The organism is Pseudomonas sp. F8002, from assembly GCF_013385495.1.
GTDB lineage: Bacteria > Pseudomonadota > Gammaproteobacteria > Pseudomonadales > Pseudomonadaceae > Aquipseudomonas.
This window is the reverse complement of sequence record NZ_JACAPW010000034.1, coordinates 43,627-65,374: the sequence shown is the minus strand read 5'-3', so window position 1 is coordinate 65,374 and position 21,748 is coordinate 43,627. Positions and strand designations below refer to the sequence as shown.

General features: G+C 61.2%; 23 protein-coding genes. 14 read left to right on the top strand and 9 right to left on the bottom strand.

Annotation, left to right across the window (positions count from 1 at the left end):
• Positions 1-159: 159 nt before the first annotated feature.
• Positions 160-1,047 (top strand): threonine/homoserine exporter RhtA, encoded by an 888-nt coding sequence (gene rhtA / locus HX811_RS24815; RefSeq protein WP_003210146.1) that lies wholly within the window; start codon positions 160-162, stop codon positions 1,045-1,047.
• A gap of 167 nt (positions 1,048-1,214) precedes the next feature.
• The gene (locus HX811_RS24810) at positions 1,215-1,496 is read left to right on the top strand and encodes a hypothetical protein (protein ID WP_003210144.1); all 282 of its coding nucleotides are present in this window, start codon (positions 1,215-1,217) and stop codon (positions 1,494-1,496) included.
• 12 nt (positions 1,497-1,508) lie between these two features.
• Here HX811_RS24810 and HX811_RS24805 read toward each other — a convergent pair whose 3' ends face one another.
• On the bottom strand, positions 1,509-2,069 hold the full coding sequence (locus HX811_RS24805; RefSeq protein WP_177047791.1) for a TetR/AcrR family transcriptional regulator: 561 nt from the start codon (positions 2,067-2,069) through the stop codon (positions 1,509-1,511).
• 89 nt (positions 2,070-2,158) lie between these two features.
• On the opposite strand from HX811_RS24805, the gene HX811_RS24800 reads away from it, so the two are divergent.
• Together HX811_RS24800 and HX811_RS24795 are read left to right on the top strand one after the other, a co-directional pair.
• Positions 2,159-2,890, top strand: coding sequence for an SDR family oxidoreductase (locus HX811_RS24800; protein WP_003210139.1), 732 nt, complete (start codon positions 2,159-2,161; stop codon positions 2,888-2,890).
• A gap of 35 nt (positions 2,891-2,925) precedes the next feature.
• Positions 2,926-3,516, top strand: coding sequence for a 2-hydroxychromene-2-carboxylate isomerase (locus HX811_RS24795; protein WP_177047789.1), 591 nt, complete (start codon positions 2,926-2,928; stop codon positions 3,514-3,516).
• Here the strand turns inward: HX811_RS24795 and HX811_RS24790 are convergent.
• Positions 3,513-4,508, bottom strand: coding sequence for a zinc-dependent alcohol dehydrogenase family protein (locus HX811_RS24790; protein WP_177047787.1), 996 nt, complete (start codon positions 4,506-4,508; stop codon positions 3,513-3,515). The genes HX811_RS24795 and HX811_RS24790 overlap by 4 nt on opposite strands.
• Before the next feature lie 115 nt (positions 4,509-4,623).
• On the opposite strand from HX811_RS24790, the gene HX811_RS24785 reads away from it, so the two are divergent.
• The gene (locus HX811_RS24785; RefSeq protein WP_177020566.1) at positions 4,624-5,532 is read left to right on the top strand and encodes a LysR family transcriptional regulator; all 909 of its coding nucleotides are present in this window, start codon (positions 4,624-4,626) and stop codon (positions 5,530-5,532) included.
• Here HX811_RS24785 and HX811_RS24780 read toward each other — a convergent pair.
• The 3 genes from HX811_RS24780 to HX811_RS24770 all read right to left on the bottom strand — a co-directional run bounded on the left by HX811_RS24780 (position 5,525) and on the right by HX811_RS24770 (position 9,028).
• Positions 5,525-7,333 (bottom strand): aminopeptidase P family protein, encoded by a 1,809-nt coding sequence (locus HX811_RS24780; protein WP_008430859.1) that lies wholly within the window; start codon positions 7,331-7,333, stop codon positions 5,525-5,527. The two genes, HX811_RS24785 and HX811_RS24780, sit on opposite strands and share 8 nt — an antisense overlap.
• Positions 7,334-7,369: 36 nt before the next feature.
• The gene (locus tag HX811_RS24775) at positions 7,370-8,530 is read right to left on the bottom strand and encodes a cysteine desulfurase family protein (protein ID WP_087695274.1); all 1,161 of its coding nucleotides are present in this window, start codon (positions 8,528-8,530) and stop codon (positions 7,370-7,372) included.
• 228 nt (positions 8,531-8,758) lie between these two features.
• A complete protein-coding gene (locus HX811_RS24770) occupies positions 8,759-9,028 on the bottom strand; it encodes a hypothetical protein (protein ID WP_177020568.1) in 270 nt (89 codons plus the stop codon).
• Between the two features lie 397 nt (positions 9,029-9,425).
• Between HX811_RS24770 and msuE the strand changes: the two genes are divergently transcribed.
• The 4 genes from msuE to HX811_RS24750 are packed head-to-tail and all read left to right on the top strand — an operon-like array spanning position 9,426 to position 13,494.
• Entirely contained in the window at positions 9,426-9,989 is a 564-nt protein-coding gene (msuE, locus tag HX811_RS24765; RefSeq protein ID WP_003210131.1) for an FMN reductase, read from the top strand.
• Positions 9,990-9,998: 9 nt separating this feature from the next.
• Positions 9,999-11,144 carry an FMNH2-dependent alkanesulfonate monooxygenase gene (gene ssuD, locus HX811_RS24760; protein WP_003210130.1) on the top strand — a complete coding sequence of 382 codons (1,146 nt, stop codon included), beginning with the start codon at positions 9,999-10,001 and terminating at the stop codon, positions 11,142-11,144.
• A 47-nt stretch (positions 11,145-11,191) separates the two neighbouring features.
• On the top strand, positions 11,192-12,379 hold the full coding sequence (locus HX811_RS24755) for an acyl-CoA dehydrogenase family protein (protein WP_003210129.1): 1,188 nt from the start codon (positions 11,192-11,194) through the stop codon (positions 12,377-12,379).
• 11 nt (positions 12,380-12,390) lie between these two features.
• On the top strand, positions 12,391-13,494 hold the full coding sequence (locus HX811_RS24750; protein WP_177047784.1) for a sigma-54-dependent Fis family transcriptional regulator: 1,104 nt from the start codon (positions 12,391-12,393) through the stop codon (positions 13,492-13,494).
• Here HX811_RS24750 and HX811_RS24745 read toward each other — a convergent pair.
• Complete coding sequence (locus HX811_RS24745) at positions 13,486-13,848, bottom strand: antibiotic biosynthesis monooxygenase (RefSeq protein WP_032898632.1); 363 nt, start codon at positions 13,846-13,848, stop codon at positions 13,486-13,488. The two genes, HX811_RS24750 and HX811_RS24745, sit on opposite strands and share 9 nt — an antisense overlap.
• A 90-nt stretch (positions 13,849-13,938) precedes the next feature.
• Between HX811_RS24745 and soxR the strand changes: the two genes are divergently transcribed.
• Entirely contained in the window at positions 13,939-14,382 is a 444-nt protein-coding gene (gene soxR, locus HX811_RS24740; protein WP_008430848.1) for a redox-sensitive transcriptional activator SoxR, read from the top strand.
• Between the two features lie 146 nt (positions 14,383-14,528).
• On the opposite strand, the gene HX811_RS24735 is transcribed toward soxR, so the two are convergent.
• The 3 genes from HX811_RS24735 to HX811_RS24725 are packed head-to-tail and all read right to left on the bottom strand — an operon-like array spanning position 14,529 to position 17,221.
• Positions 14,529-15,299 carry a MetQ/NlpA family ABC transporter substrate-binding protein gene (locus HX811_RS24735; RefSeq protein ID WP_102369600.1) on the bottom strand — a complete coding sequence of 257 codons (771 nt, stop codon included), beginning with the start codon at positions 15,297-15,299 and terminating at the stop codon, positions 14,529-14,531.
• 29 nt (positions 15,300-15,328) lie between these two features.
• Entirely contained in the window at positions 15,329-15,994 is a 666-nt protein-coding gene (locus HX811_RS24730) for a methionine ABC transporter permease (protein ID WP_008430846.1), read from the bottom strand.
• A 3-nt stretch (positions 15,995-15,997) separates the two neighbouring features.
• The gene (locus HX811_RS24725) at positions 15,998-17,221 is read right to left on the bottom strand and encodes an SfnB family sulfur acquisition oxidoreductase (protein ID WP_177047782.1); all 1,224 of its coding nucleotides are present in this window, start codon (positions 17,219-17,221) and stop codon (positions 15,998-16,000) included.
• Positions 17,222-17,456: 235 nt separating this feature from the next.
• On the opposite strand from HX811_RS24725, the gene HX811_RS24720 reads away from it, so the two are divergent.
• The 4 genes from HX811_RS24720 to HX811_RS24705 all read left to right on the top strand — a co-directional run bounded on the left by HX811_RS24720 (position 17,457) and on the right by HX811_RS24705 (position 21,542).
• The gene (locus HX811_RS24720; RefSeq protein ID WP_177047780.1) at positions 17,457-17,918 is read left to right on the top strand and encodes a VOC family protein; all 462 of its coding nucleotides are present in this window, start codon (positions 17,457-17,459) and stop codon (positions 17,916-17,918) included.
• A gap of 239 nt (positions 17,919-18,157) precedes the next feature.
• On the top strand, positions 18,158-19,033 hold the full coding sequence (locus tag HX811_RS24715) for an alpha/beta fold hydrolase (RefSeq protein ID WP_177047778.1): 876 nt from the start codon (positions 18,158-18,160) through the stop codon (positions 19,031-19,033).
• Between the two features lie 98 nt (positions 19,034-19,131).
• Positions 19,132-20,436: a C4-dicarboxylate transporter DctA gene (dctA, locus tag HX811_RS24710; protein WP_003207293.1), complete on the top strand. Its 1,305-nt coding sequence runs from the start codon at positions 19,132-19,134 to the stop codon at positions 20,434-20,436.
• 191 nt (positions 20,437-20,627) lie between these two features.
• Positions 20,628-21,542, top strand: coding sequence for a LysR substrate-binding domain-containing protein (locus HX811_RS24705; protein WP_177047776.1), 915 nt, complete (start codon positions 20,628-20,630; stop codon positions 21,540-21,542).
• Positions 21,543-21,748 lie beyond the last annotated feature (206 nt).

The window sequence follows — 21,748 nt, the reverse complement described above, 5'->3', positions numbered from 1 at the left end:
CTTAATTCAGCTTTTCTATCAATCCATCCCGACAATCACGGAATTCGTCTATATAGGAAGGAACCCTAAACTAACTGAGCAATATATTGCTCAACGCTCGACAGTTAAGCATCATAGCCTCTCGGTTTCTTTCAATACGACCTCGGACGAATACCCTCAATGACCACTTCCCCGCGTAGCCTGGCTTCGACACTGTTTCCGGTCGGCCTGCTACTCATTGCCATGGCCTCTATTCAATCAGGCGCCTCACTCGCCAAAAGCATGTTCCCCATCGTGGGCGCCCAGGGCACCACCACCCTGCGCCTGATTTTCGCCAGTGTGATCATGCTGCTCCTTTTACGACCATGGCGCGCCAAGCTGACAGCCAAGTCGCTGCAGACGGTGATCGTCTACGGGATGGCGCTGGGGGGAATGAACTTCCTCTTCTATATGTCGCTGCGCACCGTTCCGCTGGGAATCGCAGTAGCCCTCGAATTCACCGGCCCACTGGCAGTCGCCATCTACGCTTCGCGACGCGCCGTAGACTTTCTCTGGATAGCCTTGGCGATTGTCGGACTTCTGCTATTGATCCCAGTGGGCGAAGCCAGCAGCGGCATTGACCTCACAGGCGCCGCCTATGCACTCGGCGCAGGTGCGTGCTGGGCACTCTACATTCTGTTTGGCCAAAAGGCCGGCGCCGACAATGGCGTTCAGACTGCGGCCCTCGGCGTAATGATTGCAGCGTTGTTTGTTGCACCGATAGGTATCGTCCACGCGGGCGCCGCACTCCTCACACCCTCGCTGATCCCGATCGCCATTGGTGTCGCGGTTTTATCCACCGCCCTGCCCTACACCCTGGAGATGGTCGCCCTGACTCGCCTGCCAGCCCGCACGTTCGGAACCCTGATGAGTATCGAACCCGCGTTCGGCGCCCTGTCCGGGCTGTTTTTCCTTCAAGAGCACTTGTCCCTGGCGCAATGGCTGGCCATCACCTGCATTATCCTGGCCTCGGTGGGTGCAACCCTGACCATGCGTAACGAATCAAAACCACTCGTTCCAGCCGATTGATTCAGGATTTGACGTAGCTATGGCATTTGCCGCTCAATTAGGCCATGTTTAGGTCGTAACCCAGTGTCATTCATGGAGATTTTCGATAAGGACATCATGAACGCTACACTCGAGAGCGAGCAAAGCCAGCTTCGTGCACTTAAGCGAGGCGGCTATTAAGGATAGTAATGAAGCGAATTTTGATGCTGTTCATGATTGTGGCAATTGCAGGTTGTGCCGCGACCACCAAGACCGAAGTAAAACGGGGAAAGAAGGGCCTGCATATCAACTGCTCAGGCCTGTCCTCTTCCTGGGACCAGTGCTACGCCAGTGCAGCTAATTCGTGTGGCGCCAAAGGCTATAAAGTCATCGCCAAGTCGGGGGACAACGCCGAAGATCCAGGCGACTACCCGTTCGGTCTTAACCCCGCCGGCTACACAAGCCGAAGCATGATTGTCATCTGCAAGTAACTGTCGATGACCTCACAGCCTCGACAGCTGCTGGCTGAGCACCTCGTAGTTCGATGACAGGACCTGTGCCTGCACCTGCGGGTCGACCATCATCCGCGCCACCACCAGGGCGCCGATGCATTGCGACAGAATCGACCACGCCAGGGCCCCGCTGCCCAGTGTTGCTGCCCACCCCACCTGCAATCGGCAAATCCAGTCCTGCGCCTGTTGACGAACGGCCACATCAGATCGCGCAATCTCCGCCCCCAGGCTCGGCAACGCACATCCGGCTTCGGATTGCTCCACATGGGCCATGCTCAGGTAGAACTTCAAACAGCGATCCAGCCGCTCACGGCTTTGCACCCCGTCGCCATTCAATCGCTCAAGGCTGTGGCTCAATTCACGCTCGACAATCGAACTGAACAATTCATCCTTCGAAGCGAAGTGGCTATAAAACGCACCGCCACTCAAGCCAATGGCCTTCATCAAGCCATCCACCCCGACACTGGCAAAACCCTCTTTCTTCGCCAGTGCCGCACTGCTGTTCAGAAGCTTTTCCCTGGTTTGCTGCTTGTGACTAGCCGAATATCGCATCGCTTCCTCCACTGTGCTGTCAGCTTGACGCCTGCTGGATCGTAGCATAACGTTCGTTTGGCAAACGATCGTTTACTAAAGGATCTCCCATGACGAACAACAAGAAAATCGTACTGGTAGTGGGTGCCGGCGATGCCACAGGTGGTGCCATCGCCAAGCGTTTCGCCCGTGAGGGTTACGTCGCCTGCGTCACCCGGCGCAGCGCCGATAAACTGCAACCCTTGGTGGATAGCATCCACGCAGCAGGTGGCGAGGCGCATGGCTTTGCCTGCGATGCCCGCAAGGAAGAAGACGTTATCGCGCTGATCGAGCGGATTGAAACCGAGCTGGGCCCCATCGAAGCCTTCGTGTTCAACATCGGCGCCAATGTGCCGTGCAGCATCCTGGAAGAAACCGCCCGCAAGTACTTCAAGATTTGGGAGATGGCCTGTTTCTCAGGCTTCCTCAACGCGCGGGAAGTGGCCAAGCGCATGGTCACCCGTAACCGCGGCACCATCCTGTTTACCGGTGCCACGGCCGGGTTGCGTGGAGCCGCCGGCTTTGCCGCGTTCGCTGGAGCCAAACACGGGATCCGTGCACTGGCGCAAAGCATGGCTCGCGAACTGGGCCCACGGAATATCCACGTCGCCCACGTCGTCGTGGATGGCGCCATCGACACCGACTTCATCCGCGACAACTTCCCGCAAAAATACGCCCTCAAGGATCAGGACGGCATTCTCAATCCGGACCACATCGCCGATAACTATTGGTACCTGCACAGCCAGCCCCGGGACGCCTGGACCTTCGAGCTGGACCTGCGCCCCTGGAATGAACCCTGGTAAGCACGCCCCATAACAATAAACTGCGAGTATCCAGCATGAGTAAAACAGTAGAATTTTTCTTCGACCTCGGCAGCCCTGCCACCTATCTGGCCTATACCCAACTTCCAGGCCTGTGCGCTGCAACCGGCACCCAGCTGATTTACAAGCCAATGCTGCTGGGCGGGGTGTTCAAGGCCACCGGCAATGCATCACCGGCCACCGTTCCCGCCAAAGGCCGCTACATGTTCCAGGACCTGGCACGCTACGCCCAGCGCTACCACGTTCCGCTCAAGTTCAACCCGCACTTCCCCATCAATACATTGACGCTGATGCGCGCTGTCACCGGTGTCCAAATGCGCCAACCCGAGCGTTTTCAGGATTTCATCGATTGCCTGTTCCGTGCCCTTTGGGTAGAAGGCCGTCACCTGGGTGATCCTGCTGTGGTGGCTGCGGTGCTGGCTGAACACGGCTTTGATCCCGAAGCAGTCCTCGCGTTGACGAATGACGATGCCGTCAAGGCCACCCTCAAGGACAATACCGAGCACGCCATCCAGCGCGGCGTATTCGGGGCACCTACGATGTTCGTCGACGACCAGTTGTTTTTCGGCCAGGACCGCCTGGAGTTTGTCCGCGAAGCGCTGAGCTAGATTTCAATCACCAGACGCCCTTGAGCGCCGCCGGCGAGTAACTCGCAGGCGGCGTTTGCCGAGTGCAGGTCGAATTGATGCCCGTCGAGAATCGGCGTGAGCTTCCCGTCATCAATCAACTGCGCCGCCTCGGCAAGGATCTGCCCGTGGTGCTCCCGCCCCTTGCCCGTCAGCATCGGCAGCAGGGTAAACACCCCGGAGTAAGTCGCCCCGCGAAACGACAACGGCGCCAGGCTATGAGAACCCCAGCCAAGACAACTCAGCACATGCCCGTGATAAGTCCTGGCCGCCCGGAAGGATGCATCCAGCGTCGGCCCGCCCACCGTGTCATACACAATGTCAAAACCTTCGCCCGCCGTGTGCAAGGCTACATACTCCTCGACGGTGTGCTGTTGGTAGTCGATAAACGTAGCGCCCAGCCCCTCGATCAACGCCCGCTGCCTGGCTGAACCGGTCGCAAACACCTCGGCGCCAAATGCATTAGCCACTTGCACGGCGACATGTCCTACACCACCCGCACCGCCCTGAATCAGTACTTTATGCCCCGGGCCTACATGCGCACGGTCCACCAGCCCTTCCCATGCGGTGATCAGCACCAGCGGCAATGCCGCGGCTTCGCGCATGCTCAGGGTCACGGGTTTTCTCGCCAGCAAGCGCGCATCCACCACGGCAAACTCCGCCAACGAACCCTGGAGGCCGCCCACTCCCGTCGCCAGGGCGTACACCTCGTCGCCCGCCTTCCACTCGTTGATACCCGGGCCCACCGTCTCGATGATCCCCGCCAAGTCCAAGCCAATCACAGCCGGCAACGGCTGACGGGCATGGGCCGCCTCGCCTGCTCGAATTTTCCCATCCAACGGGTTGAGGCCACTGGCCTTGATCTTCACCAGCACCTCACCATCCCCAGGCGTCGGCCTTGGAATCGTTGCCAGCCGTAACGGCCCATTCGCCACATCCACCACCAGGGCGTGCATTTGAGTTGTATCAGTCATGGTCGCGATCTCGATTCATCAGGAAGTGATCACCATGATGTGCCCGGCCATTCATGCCGATAAGACGCTAAACGGCTATAGTGAACATGCTCATTTGGCATGAATCGGTAGCTCCATGGATAAGCTCAACGCAATGGCCATTTTCGTTCGAGTGATCGAGCGCGGGAGTTTCTCTGCGGTTGCCCGGGAGTTGCAGACCACTCAGCCCACTATCAGCAAAGTACTGCGTGCACTGGAGACAGAACTGGGCGGCAAGCTGATTTCCCGCAGCACCCGCAAACTCTCCCTGACAGACGAAGGCCAGCGCTATTACAGCCATTGCCGACAAATCCTCGCGGCGGTGGATGCTGCAGAACACAGCTTCCAGTCCGGCAAGGAGGCTGTCGCCGGTCCGTTACGCATTGGCTCGTCGGTGAGCTTCGGTCGCCTGCACATCGCCTCACGCCTGGCGGGATTTCTCGATCGATACCCACAGGTACAGGTTGACCTGCAACTGAACGATCAAAATCAGGACCTGGTCAGCGAAGGCCTGGACGTTACCCTACGCATCGGCGAGTTGCGCGACAGCGGCCTGATCGCCCGGCAGATCGGCACTACTCACCGGGTCACCCTCGCCAGTCCGGCCTATCTGGCCAAACACCCGGCGCCGCAAACACCGCAAGAGCTGGCCCGGCACAATTGCCTGCTGTTCAACCTGCTCAGCAGCCAGAACCAATGGGTCTACGAAAAGGACGGGACGCGGCACAGCGTCAAGATCAAGGGCAACGCCCAGAGCAATAACTCCGAGGCTATACGCGAGATGGTATTGGCGGGGCACGGCATTGCGCTGTCGCCCCTGTGGTTGTTCTTTGATGACCTGAAGGCCGGCCGGGTGGTCGCCTTGCTGCAGGACTACACCCCGCAGTCGCTGCCGATTCATGCCGTTTCGGCACCCAATCGCCGCCAGTCCGCCCGGGTCAAAGCGTTTATCGACTACATGGCCGATGCCCTGACCCAGGCGCCCGAACTGCAGCCCCTCAGATAGCGGCCGTACGCACCTGCAACCATTCCAGTGCCGCGCCACTGAGCAGCGGGCTCAGGCGCTCAAGGACTTGCGCGTGGTAATCGTTGAACCACTGGCGTTCTTCCACCGTCAGCAACGACGGCTCCAGGCAACGGGTGTCGATCGGGCACAGTGTCAGTGTCTCGAACTTGAGGAACTCGCCAAACTCGGTCTTGCCCGCTTCACGGTTCAACACCAGGTTCTCGATGCGCACACCCCAACGCCCCGGACGGTAAGTGCCGGGCTCGATGGACGTAATCATGCCGGCCTGCATCGCGGTTTGCGGTGCGGCGACGGCTTGATAGGCGATCACCTGCGGGCCTTCATGCACATTGAGGAAATAGCCGACGCCATGACCGGTACCGTGGCCGTAGTCCACGCCCTCGGCCCAGATCGGCGCACGGGCGATGGAATCCAGCAGCGGCGAAAGAATGCCCTTGGGGAAATGCGCGCGGGACAAGGCAATCACACCTTTGAGCACCCGCGTGCAATCGCGCTTCTGCTCTTCGCTTGGCGTCCCGATAGGCACCATCCGCGTGATATCGGTCGTGCCGCCCAGGTATTGGCCACCCGAGTCGATCAGCAGCAAGCCATCGCCCTCGATCAGCGCGTGTTCTTCCTCGGTCGCGTGATAGTGCGGCATCGCGCCGTTGGCGTTGAATGCGGCAATCGTATTGAAGCTCAGCGACACATAACCCGGACGACGGGTACGCGCTGCCGTCAGGTGCTCATCAATGGTCAGCTCGGTGATGCGCTCACGGCCCAACGCGCTGTCGAGCCAGGCGAAGAATTCACACAGGGCCGCGCCGTCCTGCTCCATGGCCTGGCGAATGTGCTCGGCGTCCGCCAGGCTCTTGCGCGATTTGGCCAAGGTGGTCGGGTTAAGCCCCTCGATCAGCGTGACGCCACTGCCCAGGTTTTCCAGCAAGCCGGCGGTCACCCGGGCCGGGTCGACCTGCACACTCGCGCCCGAAGGAATGTCCTTCAACGCCGCTGCGACTTCGCTGTAATCGCGCAGGGTCACGCCATCCTGTTCCAGCACCGCGCGAAGCTCGGCGTCGACTTTGCTCAGGGCCACAAACAGCGTCGCCTGCTGCTGGCCGATCAAGGCAAACGAGACAAACACCGGGTTGAACGAAACGTCGCCACCCCGCAGGTTAAAGAGCCAGGCAATGTCATCCAGGGTCGCGATGAAATGCCAGTCGGCCCCCTTTTCCTTCAAGCTGGCACGCAGGGCTGCGAGCTTCTCGCCACGGCTGACGGTGGCCTGGGGTGGCAGATGTTGATAGATCGGTTGGTTCGGCAAGGTTGGACGGTCTTGCCAGACTTCATTCAACAAGTCGATATCCGTGCGCAAGCGTGCACCACGTGCCTCCAGCTTGCTGCCCAGGGTGCGCGCCGAGGCCACGGCCATGACCGCACCATCAACGGCCACCACGCCGCCTTCCGGCGTCTGCTCCGCGAGCCATTCCAGCGGCCCGGGCTGGCCGGGTTGCAGCTTGACCAACTCGATGCCACTGCCCTTGAGCTCCTTGGTCGCCTGTTCCCAATAGCGGCTGTCTGCCCATACACCGGCAAAATCCGCAGTAACAATCAGCGTGCCCACCGACCCATGGAAACCCGACAACCACTGACGGCCCTGCCAGTAACCCGGCAGGTATTCGGACAAGTGCGGGTCCGCCGACGGCACCAACAGGGCATGAATGCCCTCGCGGCTCATCAGTTCGCGGGTGTGCGCCAGGCGCTGGGGAACCGTTCCATGGGTCAAAGGCTGTGTGCTCATCGTGTCTCCTGCTAACCACTAATAATTGTTATGGGGTCAAACGGCCCAGAAAGCCGGTGCGCTGGCCAGTGCGGCCTTGATCAGCTGTACCGCCTGATCGATATCCTGCTCGGTGGTAAACCGCCCGAGGCTCAAGCGAATGGTGCGACCTGCGCTGCGGGCATCATGGCCCAGCGCCAGAAGCACATGGGACGGTGCATTGCTCGCCGAATTGCAGGCCGAAGTGGCCGAGAAGGCAATGCCCGCGCTCAAGGCGGCGGAATTGAACTCGCCTTCGCTGAACGTCAGGCTCAGGGTGTGGGGAATGCGTTGGGTAAGGCTGCCATTAAGGCGCACCCCGGCAATTGTATTCAGCTGTTCCAGCAGGCGCTCGCGCAAGGCAACGATGGTCGCCTTTTCTTCAGCAAAGGACGCTGCCGCCAGGGCAAACGCGGTGCCCATGCCGGCAATCTGGTGAGTTGCCAGGGTGCCCGAACGCAAACCACCTTCATGGCCACCGCCGTGAATCTGCGCCAGCACTTTCTGCTGCGCACGTGGGCCGACGTACAACGCGCCGATACCCTTGGGACCATAGAGTTTGTGTGCGGAAAATGACATGAGGTCCACTGGCCATTCGGCCAGGTCAATCTCGACCTTGCCTGCGCCCTGCGCCGCATCTACGTGAAACAGCGCGCCATGCTCGCGCACGCGTGCGCCAATCGCCCGGATATCGTTAAGAGTGCCCAGCTCGTTGTTCACCAGCATCAGCGACACCAGGAAGGTGTCCTCACGCAATGCTTCGCTCACCGCCTCGACACTGATCAAACCCTCGGCGTCCGGCACCAGGTACGTCACGGCAACCCCGGCTTCCTGCAACTGGCGAGCGGTGTCGAGCGTGGCCTTGTGTTCAATCTGGCTGGTGATGATGTGCCCGCCGGCCACGCCGCGCGCCTGGGCAACGCCCTTGATGGCGAGGTTGTTGGACTCGGTGGCACCGGAGGTCCAGACAATCTGTGCCGGCTCGGCGCCGACCAACTCAGCCACCTGGCCCCGTGCCTGCTCAACCGTTTGCCGGGCCTGTTGGCCGAACGCGTGGGAACTGGACGCAGGGTTGCCGAAGTTGGCATTGAAGCCCAGACACTCGACCATCACCTGGATGACCCGCTCATCCACCGGCGTGGTGGCGGCGTAGTCGAAATACAGCGGACGTTTATTCATGACGTTAAAGACTCGCAGAGCAGGTTCCCGAGAACAACGTCTCAGGGGCCGCAATCAGGAAGGAAGATGGTTTACCTGATCCCGTGCCGTTAAAGAAAGACCACTTTATTTAAAAGTGCGTAGGAACGCTCCTGAAATTCAGCTTAACAGGCTCCGGGAAACGGATGGCAAACAAAAAGCCCGAGGTTCCTGTGGGAAACCTCGGGCTTTTCAGACCTCGCCACTGACTCAACTGGGGCGACCGTGCAGCGTCATGCTGCGCTCGGCATTCATCTCACCCTGACGGTCGAAACCGAAGGTGTTCTGTGGCTGGCCGGTCAGTTCGGCTTTCTTCTGTTGGTATTCATCAAATGACAGGCCTCGACGGCTCAGGGCTTCAAGCGCCAGTTCCTTGCTCTCCTCGGCCGAGTAGCCACGCAGTTCGGGCGACGAATGTGTCGCACAACCGGCAAGGACTGAGGTGACAAGCAATACGGAAATGGCGAGAAAACGGTTCATGGCGAAGGTCCTGCGAAACGGGCTGAAGTCAATGAGTACAGGCTACTCCCGCCCCTGCACGGTGAAAAATCATCAGCCGTGATAGTCGCTATCAACCTTTGCGACACTTCTGATAGTCGCGCCTTATATTCCATGTAGGTCTATAAATATGGAAATACGTTCATTTACGGAATAAACACAACCCTCTATAAATGGCCTCAACACTCACGCCACTGTTCGCCTGGCAACTGTTGCCCAGGCAACAGTCATTCAACAAAACACCAGGCAGACAACACCACCATTTTCCAACACCTGGCACAGAGGCCACGCCAGTCAAGGGCTGCACAGCTTGGTACAGCTCTTGCTCAAGCCCTGCTACTGCTCTTGCCCTGAGCCACTGTTGAAAAAGGAACTGTTGATGACCCGTCCACTGAATGTCGTTGCCCTCTCCGGCGGAACCTGGCGTCCGTCCCGCACCCTGGTGTTGACCCAGGCGGTGCTGGCCGAACTGGCCGATCAATTGCCGATCCAGGCCACCCTGATCGAACTGGGCGACATTGCCCGGCCGCTGGGCGGCGCACTGTCCCGCCAGGAATTGCCCGCCGACGTCGAAGCGCAACTGCAGGCCATCGAACAGGCCGACTTGCTGATCGTTGCCGCGCCGGTGTATCGCGGCTCCTACCCCGGCCTGCTCAAGCACCTGTTCGACCTGGTCGACCTCAACGCCCTGATCAACACCCCGGTGTTGCTGGCGGCCACCGGCGGCAGCGAACGCCACGCCCTGGTACTCGATCACCAGTTGCGCCCGCTGTTCAGTTTCTTCCAGGCCCTGACCTTGCCCATTGGCGTGTACGCCACCGAGGCCGATTTCACCGATTACCACATAACCAGTGAGCCCTTGAAGGCCCGCATTCGCCTTGCTGCAGAACGCGCCGCGCCGTTGTTTGCCGCGCATCCCACCTCTCTGCTGAAAATCGCTTAAGGATTTGTCATGGATGTTTTCTGGTTTCTGCCTACACACGGTGACGGCCACTACCTGGGCACCACCCAGGGCGCTCGCCCGGTCACCCTCAACTATTTAAAACAAGTCGCCCAGGCCGCCGACAACCTCGGCTACCACGGCGTGCTGATTCCCACCGGCCGCTCCTGCGAAGACTCCTGGGTGATTGCCTCGGCGCTGGTGCCGTTGACCGAACGCCTGCGTTACCTGGTGGCGATTCGCCCGGGGATCATCTCGCCAACCGTCTCGGCCCGCATGGCCGCCACCCTCGACCGGCTGTCCAATGGCCGCCTGTTGATCAACGTGGTGACCGGCGGCGACCCCGACGAAAACCGCGGCGACGGCAGCTTCCTCGATCACAGCGAACGCTACGAAGTGACCGACGAATTCCTCAAGATCTGGCGCCGCGTGTTGCAGGGCGAATCGGTGGATTTCGAAGGCAAACACCTGCGCGTGCAGAACGCCAAGGCACTTTACCCACCGGTGCAGAAGCCATATCCACCGCTGTACTTCGGCGGTTCCTCGGACGCTGCCCACGACCTCGCCGCCGAACAAGTCGACGTGTACCTGACCTGGGGCGAACCACCGGCCGCCGTCGCCGAGAAACTCGCCGACGTGCGTGAGCGCGCCGCCCGCCACGGGCGCACCGTCAAATTCGGGATTCGCCTGCATGTGATCGTGCGCGAAACCGAAGAAGACGCCTGGAAAGCCGCAGCGAAACTGATCGAGCACATCAGCGACGAAACCATCGCCGCCGCGCAAAAATCCTTCTCGCGCTTTGACTCCGAAGGCCAGCGGCGCATGGCCGCCCTGCACGACGGGCGCCGCGACAACCTTGAGATCGCCCCCAACCTGTGGGCCGGCGTCGGCCTGGTACGTGGCGGCGCGGGCACGGCCCTGGTGGGCAACCCTCAGCAAGTTGCCGAGCGCATCAAGGAATACGCAGACCTGGGCATCGAAAGCTTCATCTTCTCCGGCTACCCGCACCTGGAAGAGGCGTATCGCTTTGCCGAACTGGTGTTCCCGCTGCTGCCGGAACCCTACGCCAGCCTGGCCGGGCGCGGCGTCACCAACCTCACCGGGCCGTTCGGCGAAATGATTGCCAACGACGTCCTGCCGGCAAAAGCCAAGGCCTGACCTGCCGTCTGCCGGGGCCCCCCCCGGCACACCATGAGGAATACCGCGTGACAGCCAAACCCAACAGCGTCCTGCCCTCACCCTTGCAGACCGCCAAACTGCTGGCCGCCGAATTTGCCCTCACTGCCGTCGAACGCGACGAGCGCGGCGGCACACCGAAGACCGAACGTGACGCCCTGCGCCAAAGCGGCTTGCTGGCCCTGAGCATTCCCACCCAGTACGGCGGCCTCGGCGCCCGCTGGAGCGAAACCCTGGAGATCGTTCGCGAATTCGCCAAGGTCGACAGCTCTATCGCCCACGTCTTCGGTTTTCATCACCTGATGCTCGCCACCGTTCGCCTGTTCTCACGCCCGGAGCAATGGCAACCCTGGTTCGAACAAACCGCGCGCAAGAACTGGTTCTGGGGCAACGCCCTCAACCCGCTGGACACGCGCACGGTGGTCAAAGCCTACAACGGCTGGCGCGAATTCTCCGGCAAGAAGAGCTTTTGCTCCGGAGCCAGCGACTCGGAAATGCTGATCGCCTCGGCGGTGGATGAAAGCGCCGGCGGCAAGCTGCTGATCGCGGCCATCCCCAGCGGGCGCAGTGGCATCACCCTGCACAATGACTGGAACAACATCGGCCAGCGCCAGACCGACAGCGGCAGCGCCAGCTTCGAACGGGTACGCGTGGAAGAGTCGGAATTGCTCCTCGATCCCGGCCCGCTGAGTACGCCCTTCGCCTGCCTGCGCCCGCTGATCGCTCAACTGACCTTCACCCATATGTTCCTCGGCATCGCCGAAGGCGCCTTTGCCGAAGCCCGGAATTACACCCTGACCGAAACCCGGCCCTGGCATAAATCCACGGTGCAGGACATTCGCCAGGACCCGTACGTGCTCAACCACTACGGCGAATTCTGGGTCGCACTGGAAGGCGTGCGCCTGCTGGTAGAACGCGCCGCCGAACTGCTGGACCAGGCCTGGGCCAAGGGCCCGAGCCTCAGTGAAAGCGAGCGCGGCGAGCTGGCCATCGCCATCGCCACGGCCAAGGTCGCTGCCACCCGCAACGGCCTGGAGCTGTGCAGCCGCCTGTTCGAAGTCACCGGCGCGCGCTCCACCCACGCCTCGCTGCGCCTGGACCGGCACTGGCGCAACCTGCGCACGCAAACCTTGCACGACCCGGTGGACTACAAGCTCCACGAACTGGGGGACTGGGCGTTGAACCAGTCCCTGCCGATTCCCACGTTCTACTCCTAGAAGAGGTGCCCATGCAGCTTTTAACCTTACCGCCCTCGCCCGCTCTTGCGACCTCGATCCGCGCCACGGCCCAGGTCTTCGAAGACCCCAAATCCCAGGCGCTGCTGGCGCACATCCAGCAAGTCGCGCCCAGCGAAGCCAGCGTGTTGATCATCGGCGAAACCGGCACCGGTAAAGAGCTGGTGGCGCGCCATATCCACAACCTCAGCGCCCGGCGCAACCGGCCCTTCGTGGCCGTGAACTGCGGCGCGTTTTCCGAATCGTTGGTGGAGGCCGAGCTGTTCGGCCATGAAAAAGGCGCCTTCACCGGCGCCCTCAGTGCCAAGGCCGGCTGGTTCGAAGAGGCGGACGGCGGCACCTTGTTCCTCGATGAAATCGGCGACTTGCCGATGGCGATCCAGGTCAAGCTGCTACGGGTACTGCAGGAACGCGAAGTGGTGCGCCTGGGCTCACGCAAAAGCATTCCCATCAACGTGCGGGTATTGGCGGCCACCAACGTTCAGTTGGAGAAAGCCATCAATGCCGGGCATTTCCGCGAAGACCTGTACTACCGCCTAGACGTGGTCAGCCTCGAACTCAGCCCCCTGCGGGATCGGCCCGGTGACATCCTGCCACTGACCCGGCATTTCATCGAAGCCTACAGCCAGCGCCTGGGTTACGGCCCGATCACCATCAGCCGCGAGGCCGAGCAGAAACTCAAAAGCTACAGCTGGCCGGGCAACATCCGCGAGCTGGAAAACGTGATCCACCACACCCTGCTGATCTGCCGCAACGGGGTGATCGAGCGCGACGACCTGCGCCTGTCGAACATGCGCATCGAGCGTCAGGACGACAGCCAGCACGGCACCGACAACAGCGCCGAAGCCCTGCTGGAACGCGCCTTTCAAAAGCTCTTCGAGGAACAGGCCGGGGCCCTGCATGAAAAGGTCGAGGATGCGCTGCTGCGCGCCGCCTACCGCTTCAGCCATTACAACCAGGTGCACACCGCCAACCTGCTGGGCCTGAGCCGCAACGTGACCCGTACCCGTTTGATCAAGATCGGCGAGCTGGCGGTGAACAAGCGACGCCCCGGCGAAAACGTACAGGGCGAGCGCATGCTGCACCTGTCAATTTAGGCGGCAGTGCAGAGCGTTGTCATGGCTGCGCTCGATGCTGCGCAGCACCTGGAACGAACCGAAGGTCACCGCCGTGGCCTGGTGGGCGCGGATCAGCGTCCAGAAGTCTTCCTCACCGTGCTCAAAACACTTGAAGGCCGCTTCCCCCTCCTCGCGGGAGCGCCATTGCAGGTAGCTGAGCACCCGGCGCCCATCATCGCTGACCTGCACGCTGGCATTGATAAAGCCACCATGGCCTTGGGCCAGGCGCTCGCTTTGCGATGACAGGGCCGCTACCAACGCGGATTGCTGCTGAGGCTCGATGTGGAATTCGACCATCTGGGTAAAACTCAGACTCTTCTCTAATACCTGCATGAACATTCCCCTCTCACTGTAGGCACAATCTTGCGATTCGATGCCACGCAGGGTAAAACCTCTAGTTAAGTCAAGGTCAAGGGCTTTTTCATGGTCACCAAAGAACTCACCGTCGGCCAATTGGCAGCCCGCAGTGGCGTGGCGGTTACCGCGCTGCACTTTTATGAAACCAAGGGATTGATCAAGAGCCACCGCAACGCCGGCAACCAGCGGCGCTATCCGCGGGATGTGTTGCGCCGGGTGGTGGTGATCAAGATTGCCCAGCGTTTGGGCATTCCCCTGGCGACGATCCATGACGCGCTGCAAACCTTGCCCGATGGCCGCACGCCCAACGCTGCCGATTGGGAGCGCCTGTCTGCGCTATGGCGTGAGGACCTGGACCAGCGCATCGAAAAACTGATGCTGCTGCGGGACAAACTCAACGGCTGTATTGGCTGCGGGTGCCTGTCGCTGGAGGCGTGCCCGCTGCGCAATCACGACGACGTGCTGGGTGAGCGCGGGCCTGGGGCACAACTCTTGGAGCCGTCCACATAATGGCGGGGTAAAACTCGATCAATGTGGGAGCGGGCTTGCTCGCGAAAGCGGGGTGTCAGTCGCCAGATGCAGTGGCTGATCCACCGCCTTCGCGAGCAAGCCCGCTCCCACACAAGCCCGCTCCCACATTTTGATCGCCGTCAGACTTAGAATCCCGGGGCAATCTGGCCTTTATAGCGGGTCAGGATGAACTGGCGCACTTCATCGGAGTTCAACGCCTTGGCCAGTTTCTGGATGCCTGGGTCATTGATGTTGTCCGGGCGCGCGACCAGGTACTCCACATACAGGCTCTTGCCCTTCTCGACGATCAACGCGCTGTTGGTGTCGATCCCCGCTTCCAGGGCGTAGTTGGCAAACACGAACGCCAGGTCCACCTGGCTCACCGAGCGGGCCAGCAACGCACCTTCCAGTTCACGAATTTTCAGGTGCTTGGGGTTTTCAACGATATCCCGCGGCGTGGCCAGGGTGTTGCTCGGGTCCTTGAGCTTGATCAGGCCGGCTTCGTCCAGCAGCACCAAGGCGCGGCCAGTGTTGACCGGGTCGTTGGGGATCGACACTGTCGCGCCGTCTTTCAACTCCGAGATATTTTTGATCTTGGTCGAGTACGCGCCGAAAGGCTCGATGTGCACACCGACCACCGGCACCAGGTTGGTATTCCGGGTCTTGTTGTAGTCATCCAGGAATGGCCGGTACTGGTAGTAGTTGGCGTCGATGTTCTTCAGCGCCAGTTGCTGGTTGGGCTGGATGAAATCGGTGAAGACCTTGATTTGCAGGTCCACGCCTTCCTTGGCCAGCACCGGCTTTACGAACTCGAGGATCTCGGCGTGAGGCACGGGCGTGGCGCCGACGACCAGCGTCTCGTTGGCAACGGCATTGAAGGACAAGACAGCGGCCAAGATGGCCAGGGATTTTTTCATGGTTGCTCCGAAGGCATTAGTTATAGGAATCAACGGCGGCTGTAATGCGCCACCAAACGGTCACCGGTCATCTGCAGGGCCTGCACCAGCACCAACAGCAGCAACACGGTGACCACCATCACGTCGGTCTGGAAACGCTGATAGCCGTAGCGGATAGCCAGGTCGCCCAGGCCACCGCCACCAATCACCCCGGCCATGGCGGTGTAGTCCACCAGCACAATCGCGGTGACAGTGACCGCTGCCAGCAGCCCGCCCCGGGCTTCCGGCAACAGCGTGTGGCGGATCACCTGCCAGGTGCTGGCGCCCATGGATTGAGTGGCCTCCACCACGCCACGGTCGACTTCGCGCAAGGCGGTTTCCACCAGCCGTGCAAAGAACGGCGTACAGCCCACCACCAACGGCGGAATCGTACCGGCCACGCCCAGGGAGGTGCCCACCAGCAAGGTGGTCACCGGGATCAGCACAATCAGCAGGATGATGAACGGCAGCGAGCGCAGCACGTTGACCACCACCGACAGCGCCCGATACACCACCAGGGTTTCGTGCAACTGGCGCTTGCCGGTGAGGAACAACAGCACCCCCAGCGGCAACCCCAGCAGCACGGTAAAACCCAGGGCCGCGCTGAGCATGCTCAGGGTTTCCAGGCAGGCTTGGCCGATGTCGGCCCAATAGATGTTTTTAAACAGCTCGGCCATGGGTCAAGACCAATCGTGACGCGGTGGCTTGGCGCCGTTGAGCAGCCAGTTGCCCACCACGTGATACTTCCAGCGCACCGGGTCATGCAGGGTATGCACCCGTGCATTGCGCCAGTGACGGTCGAAGTTGTGCTTCTTCAAGGTGGAGCGGGTGCCGCCGAGTTCGAAGAGCTTGTTGCTGGCTTCAATGGCGATTTCAGTGGTCAGTACCTTGGCTCGCGCGACAGCCAGGGAGGCGTGGGCAACGTTGTCTTCATCGGGTGCCGGGCGCGCGGCGTCCAGGGCCTTTCCGGCCCGCTCCAGCAAGGCTTCCGCCGCTTCCAGGCGAATATCCAGCGCGCCGACCTGGATGATAGTCAACGGGTCTTCACTGGCTTTTTCCACCCCGGCATCGATCCATGGACGGGCGAATTGCCGGACGAACTGCACCGTGTCACGCAACGCGGCACGGGCGATGCCGGCATCGATGGCGGCGGTGGTCAATTGAGCGAAAGGCCCGGCCAGGGTCGGCGAATCGTAGGAACGATGGGTAGGAAACAGATTGAACGCCGGCACCTTCAAGCCTTCGGCCAGCACCGTGCCGCTGGAGGTGGTGCGTTGGCCCATGCTGTCCCAGTCGTCGACCACCACCAGGCCTTCAGTGCCGCGCGGCACGAACGCCAATTGCGCATTTTGCTGTTCATCCAGCGCCAGCACCGCCAGCCAGTGGGCATACAGCGAACCGGTGCAATAACCCTTGCGACCGTTGATCACATAGCCATCGCCTTGCCGGCGAATGGTCGCCTGGATGTCCTGGACGTTCTTGCCGCCGGTTTCCGACAGCGCATTGGCAAACCGATGCCCTTCCAGCGCCAGGCCAAAAAAGTACGCCTGCTGCTCGGGCGTGCCTTGCAGGCGGATATCTTCCAGCAGGCAGTAATGGTTCTGCGGGATTTGCCCCAGCGAAGGGTCGGCCGCCGAGATAATCGCAATCACCTGGGCCAACACCGCGTATGACACCTGGGCACCACCAAACTCGCGGGGCACGCTGATGCCCCACAGGCCGCTGTTGGAATACAAGTCGACGACCTCCGCGGGCACCTGGCGGGTGCGATCGCGCTCGGCGTCCTGCTCCAGCAACACGGCAGCGACTCGGTGGGCAATCGCCAGTGCGTGGGCCTCGTCGCGGATCAACTCGGCGTGGGGCGTGTGAATCGGGTAATCGGCAGATACAGGCAGTACAGACATACAACGCTCTCGGGCGAATGGTTTGCCAGAGGCATTGCAGCTTCTGTGCCTGAGGCGCCTGGCCTTCAAACACAAGGGTTTGCTCCCGATATACGCGCGGCAGACCGCCCTTGGCGCAGCAAACTGCCGGTTTGCTGTTGCCTGGGCAACACCTCGTCGGCTGCCCGCAAGCCACGGCGCACGTGGCCTATAGTGAAAAAGCCGTCCCTCCACTACCACCATCAAGGAGAACGATATGAGCGTTAAACCCATTCCCGAGGGCTACCACAGCATCACGCCGTACCTGGGCATCGACAAAGCCGCTGAAGCCATCGAGTTCTACAAGCAAGCCTTTGGTGCCACCGAAGTCATGCGCCTGGACATGCCCGACGGCAAGATCGGCCATGCCGAACTGCGCATTGGCGATTCGGCGATCATGATGGCCTCGCCCTGTGGCGAAATGTCGTTCGGCAGCCCGGGAAAAGAACACCCCAGCGTGTGCCTGCATCTCTATGTGCAAGATGTCGACCAACAGTTCGCCCAGGCCATCAAGGCCGGCGGCACGGCGATTTCAGAACCCAAGGATCAGTTCTACGGTGACCGTTCCGGGACGCTGAAAGACCCGTTCGGGCATGTGTGGTTCCTGGCCACGCGCAAGGAAGACTTGACCGAGGCGCAGGTTCGCCAGCGTGCCGAGGCGTTGTTCAAACAAGGATAAAGTCGACTGGGCGACACAACCCAACTGTGGGAGCTGGCTTGCCTGCGATGGCATCACCTCCGGTGCGACTGATACACCGAGTTGCCTGCATCGCAGGCAAGCCAGCTCCCACCGTTGACCTGCACTGCCTGAAAGATCGGGCTTCAACACACTTCATGAACAACCCCTCCACGCTTTCCCCCTTGCCCCGGGCGCCGTGTGATTTCAGGATGCAAGCAATCATCACAAGGAGTCATTCCATGTTCGCCGGATTCCAAAAAGACCAGCGCCACGTCAACGGTGTGGACATCAGCTACCGCAAAGGCGGCGCGGGTCCCGGCCTGCTCCTGCTGCACGGGCACCCGCAGACCCACGTCATCTGGCACAAGGTCGCCGAGCAACTGGCCGAACACTTCACCGTGGTCGCCGCCGACCTGCGCGGTTATGGCGACAGCAGCAAGCCCGCCGCCATTGACCATCACACCAATTATTCAAAACGCGAAATGGCCCGCGACGGCGTCGAACTGATGAAGACCCTGGGCTTCGACGAGTTCTCGGTGCTGGCCCACGACCGTGGCGCCCGCGTCGCCCATCGCCTGGCCCTGGACCACCCCAAGGCCGTGCAGCGCATGGTGCTGCTGGACATCGCACCAACCCTGTCCATGTACGCCCAGACCGACGAAGCCTTTGCCCGCGCCTACTGGCACTGGTTCTTCCTGATCCGCCCGGCGCCGTTGCCCGAGAGCCTGATTGAAGGCAACCCGGAACTCTACCTGCGCAGCGTCATGGGCAGCCGCAGTGCCGGGCTCAAGCCGTTCACCGATGAAGCCTTCGCCGAATACCTGCGTTGCCTGAAACTGCCCGGCACCGCCACCGGGATCTGCGAGGACTATCGCGCCGCCGCCGGCATCGACCTTGAGCACGACCGCGCCGATATCGACAAGGGCAACCACCTGGAGCTGCCGCTGCTGGTGATGTGGGGCGCCGAAGGCACCGTCGGGCGCTGCTTCGAACCCCTCAAGGAATGGCAGAAAGTCGCGACCGACGTACGTGGCAAGGCCCTGCCGGCCGGCCACTACATCGCAGAAGAAATCCCTGAAGTGCTGCTCGGCGAAGTCCTGACCTTCCTTCGCTGAGCCTTTATGAACCGCTGACCTGACCGATCCCGCCCCGCAGGCATGAAACAGCCTGCGACGGGATCTGCTTGCCCAAAAAACGTCTCGAGATAATAAAAATGACAATCAGAAAACTGCTGGGAACCCTGTATGTGCAGGTGATCATCGCCATTGTGCTGGGCGTGTTGATCGGCAACCACTGGCCTCAGGTGGGCATCGACCTCAAACCGTTGGGCGACGGGTTTATCAAGCTGATCAAGATGATCATCGGCCCGATCATCTTCTGCACCGTGGTCTCCGGCATCACCAGCATGCACGACGTGAAGCAGGTGGGCCGCGTCGGCGGCAAGGCGCTGCTGTACTTTGAGATCGTCTCCAGCATCGCCCTGGTAATCGGCATCCTCGCCGCGCACCTGCTGCACCCCGGCGTGGGTTTCAATATCGACGTGAAGACCCTCGACACCTCCGCCATCGCCGGTTTTGTCGGCCAGGCCGAACACGGCGAAGGCGTCACCGGGTTCCTGATGCATGTGATCCCCACTACCTTCTTCGACGCCTTCTCCAAAGGCGAAATCCTCCCGGTACTGTTTGTGTCGGTGCTGTTTGGCCTCGGGCTGGTGATGATCGGCGAGAAGGGCCGGCCCCTGGTCGGCGTGATCAACCAGGCCAGCGAAGTGTTCTTCCGCATCGTCGGGATGATCAGCCGCGTCGCGCCGATCGGGGCCTTCGGGGCCATCGCCTTCACCATCGGCAAATACGGCCTGGGCTCGCTGCTGCCGCTGTTGAAACTGGTGGGTACGTTCTACGTCACCGCGTTTTTCTTCGTCGCCGTGGTGCTGGGCAGCATCGCCCGGTATGTGGGGTTCAGCATCTTCAAGCTGCTGACGTACATCAAGGCTGAACTGTTGATCGTGCTGGGCACCAGCTCCTCCGAATCGGCACTGCCGCAACTGATCCAGAAACTTGAAAGCCTTGGCGCGTCCAAAGGCGTGGTGGGGATCGTGGTGCCCACCGGCTACACCTTCAACCTGGACGGCACCAACATCTATATGACCCTGGCGGTGCTGTTCCTGGCCCAGGCGACCAATATCGACCTGACGCTGGAGCAACAACTGACCCTGCTGGCGGTGGCGATGCTTACCTCAAAAGGCGCCGGTGCGGTGGTGGGCGCAGGTTTTGTCGCACTGGCCGCCAGCCTCGCGGTGGTGCCGACGGTACCGGTGGCGGCGATGGTGCTGATCCTGGGTGTGGACCGGTTCATGGCCGAATGCCGCTCACTGACCAACATCATCGGCAATGCCGTGGCGGCGCTGGTGGTGGCTGCGTGGGAAGGTGAACTGGATCGCGAGAAAATGGCGCCCATCGCCCTCAAGCACGGCCGCCATGCACGGGCCGCCGCCCAGGCGAAGATCGCCGCCGAGTAACCCTTAAACACCAATCCCCTGTGGCGAGGGAGCTTGCTCCCGCTGGGCTGCGCAGCGGCCCCAAGATCTTTGGGAGCGCTACGCACTCCAGCGGGAGCAAGCTCCCTCGCCACAGCAAGCTCCCTCACCACAGAAACTCCTTCGCCATACCGGTGCTATTCTGGCGGTTCATGCCGCCATGCCTGTTTCTGATGAACAACAAGAAAGATACCGTGCCCCTACCTGAAGACCTGCGGGTATTCCTGACCGTGATCCGCAAGGCCGGCTTTGCTGCGGCTGCCGACGAGCTGGGTTTGTCCCCGGCCTATGTCAGCAAGCGTATCCAGATTCTCGAAACCACCCTCGCCACCCGCCTGCTGCACCGCACCAGCCGCCGTATCGCCCTGACCGAAGATGGCGAGCGTGTGCAGCGCTGGGCCGTGCGGATTCTCGAAGACTTCCAGCAGTTGTCCGACGAGCTTTCCGACGCCCACGACAGCCCGCGCGGCCACCTGCATTTGTGCAGCAGCTTCGGGTTCGGCCGTAACCATGTGGCACCGGCCTTGTCGCTATTGGCCGAACAATACCCGGACCTGGAGATTCGCCTGGACCTGTTCGACCGGGTGGTGGATATCGTCAGCGAGGGTTTCGACCTGGAGATTCGCGTGGGCGACGACATCCCCGGGCAACACATCGGTCGCCGGCTGGTGAGTAACCGGCGGGTGCTGTGTGCGGCGCCCGCCTACCTCGAACGCCGTGGTGTGCCGCAGCACTTGAGCGACCTGGAACAGCACGACTGCCTGGTGCTCAAGGAGCGCGACAACGCGTTTGGCATCTGGCACCTGGAGCGCGATGGCGTGCAGGAAAGCGTGCGCGTGCGCGGGCCGTTGTCGTCGAATAACGGCGAGATCGTCTTGCAATGGGCCCTGGACGGGCGCGGCGTGTTGCTGCGTTCGATGTGGGATGTGAAGCCGCTGCTGGAGCAAGGGAAACTGGTGCAGGTGCTGCACGACTACACCCAGAGCGCCAACGTGTGGGCGGTGTACCCGACGCGGCTGGCCTACTCCGGGAAGTTGCGGGCGTGTGTGGAGTTTTTGCAGGAGCATTTCAAGGGGTTGTCGATTTAGCGTGCCGGGTTTGAGTACATATCCATTGCTGCGGTAACGGCCGCTGACGGTTCTGCTCTTACAGCGGCCTACCGGCCGGCTTGAGTGTTGTAGAGCAAAATCAAAATCTAAAGCGGGCACGGTCCAAATGTGGGAGCGGGCTTGCTCGCGAAGGTCGTTAACGATGACGCGGGCATTCTGGATGAACGCGGCGCTCTCAGGTTTTT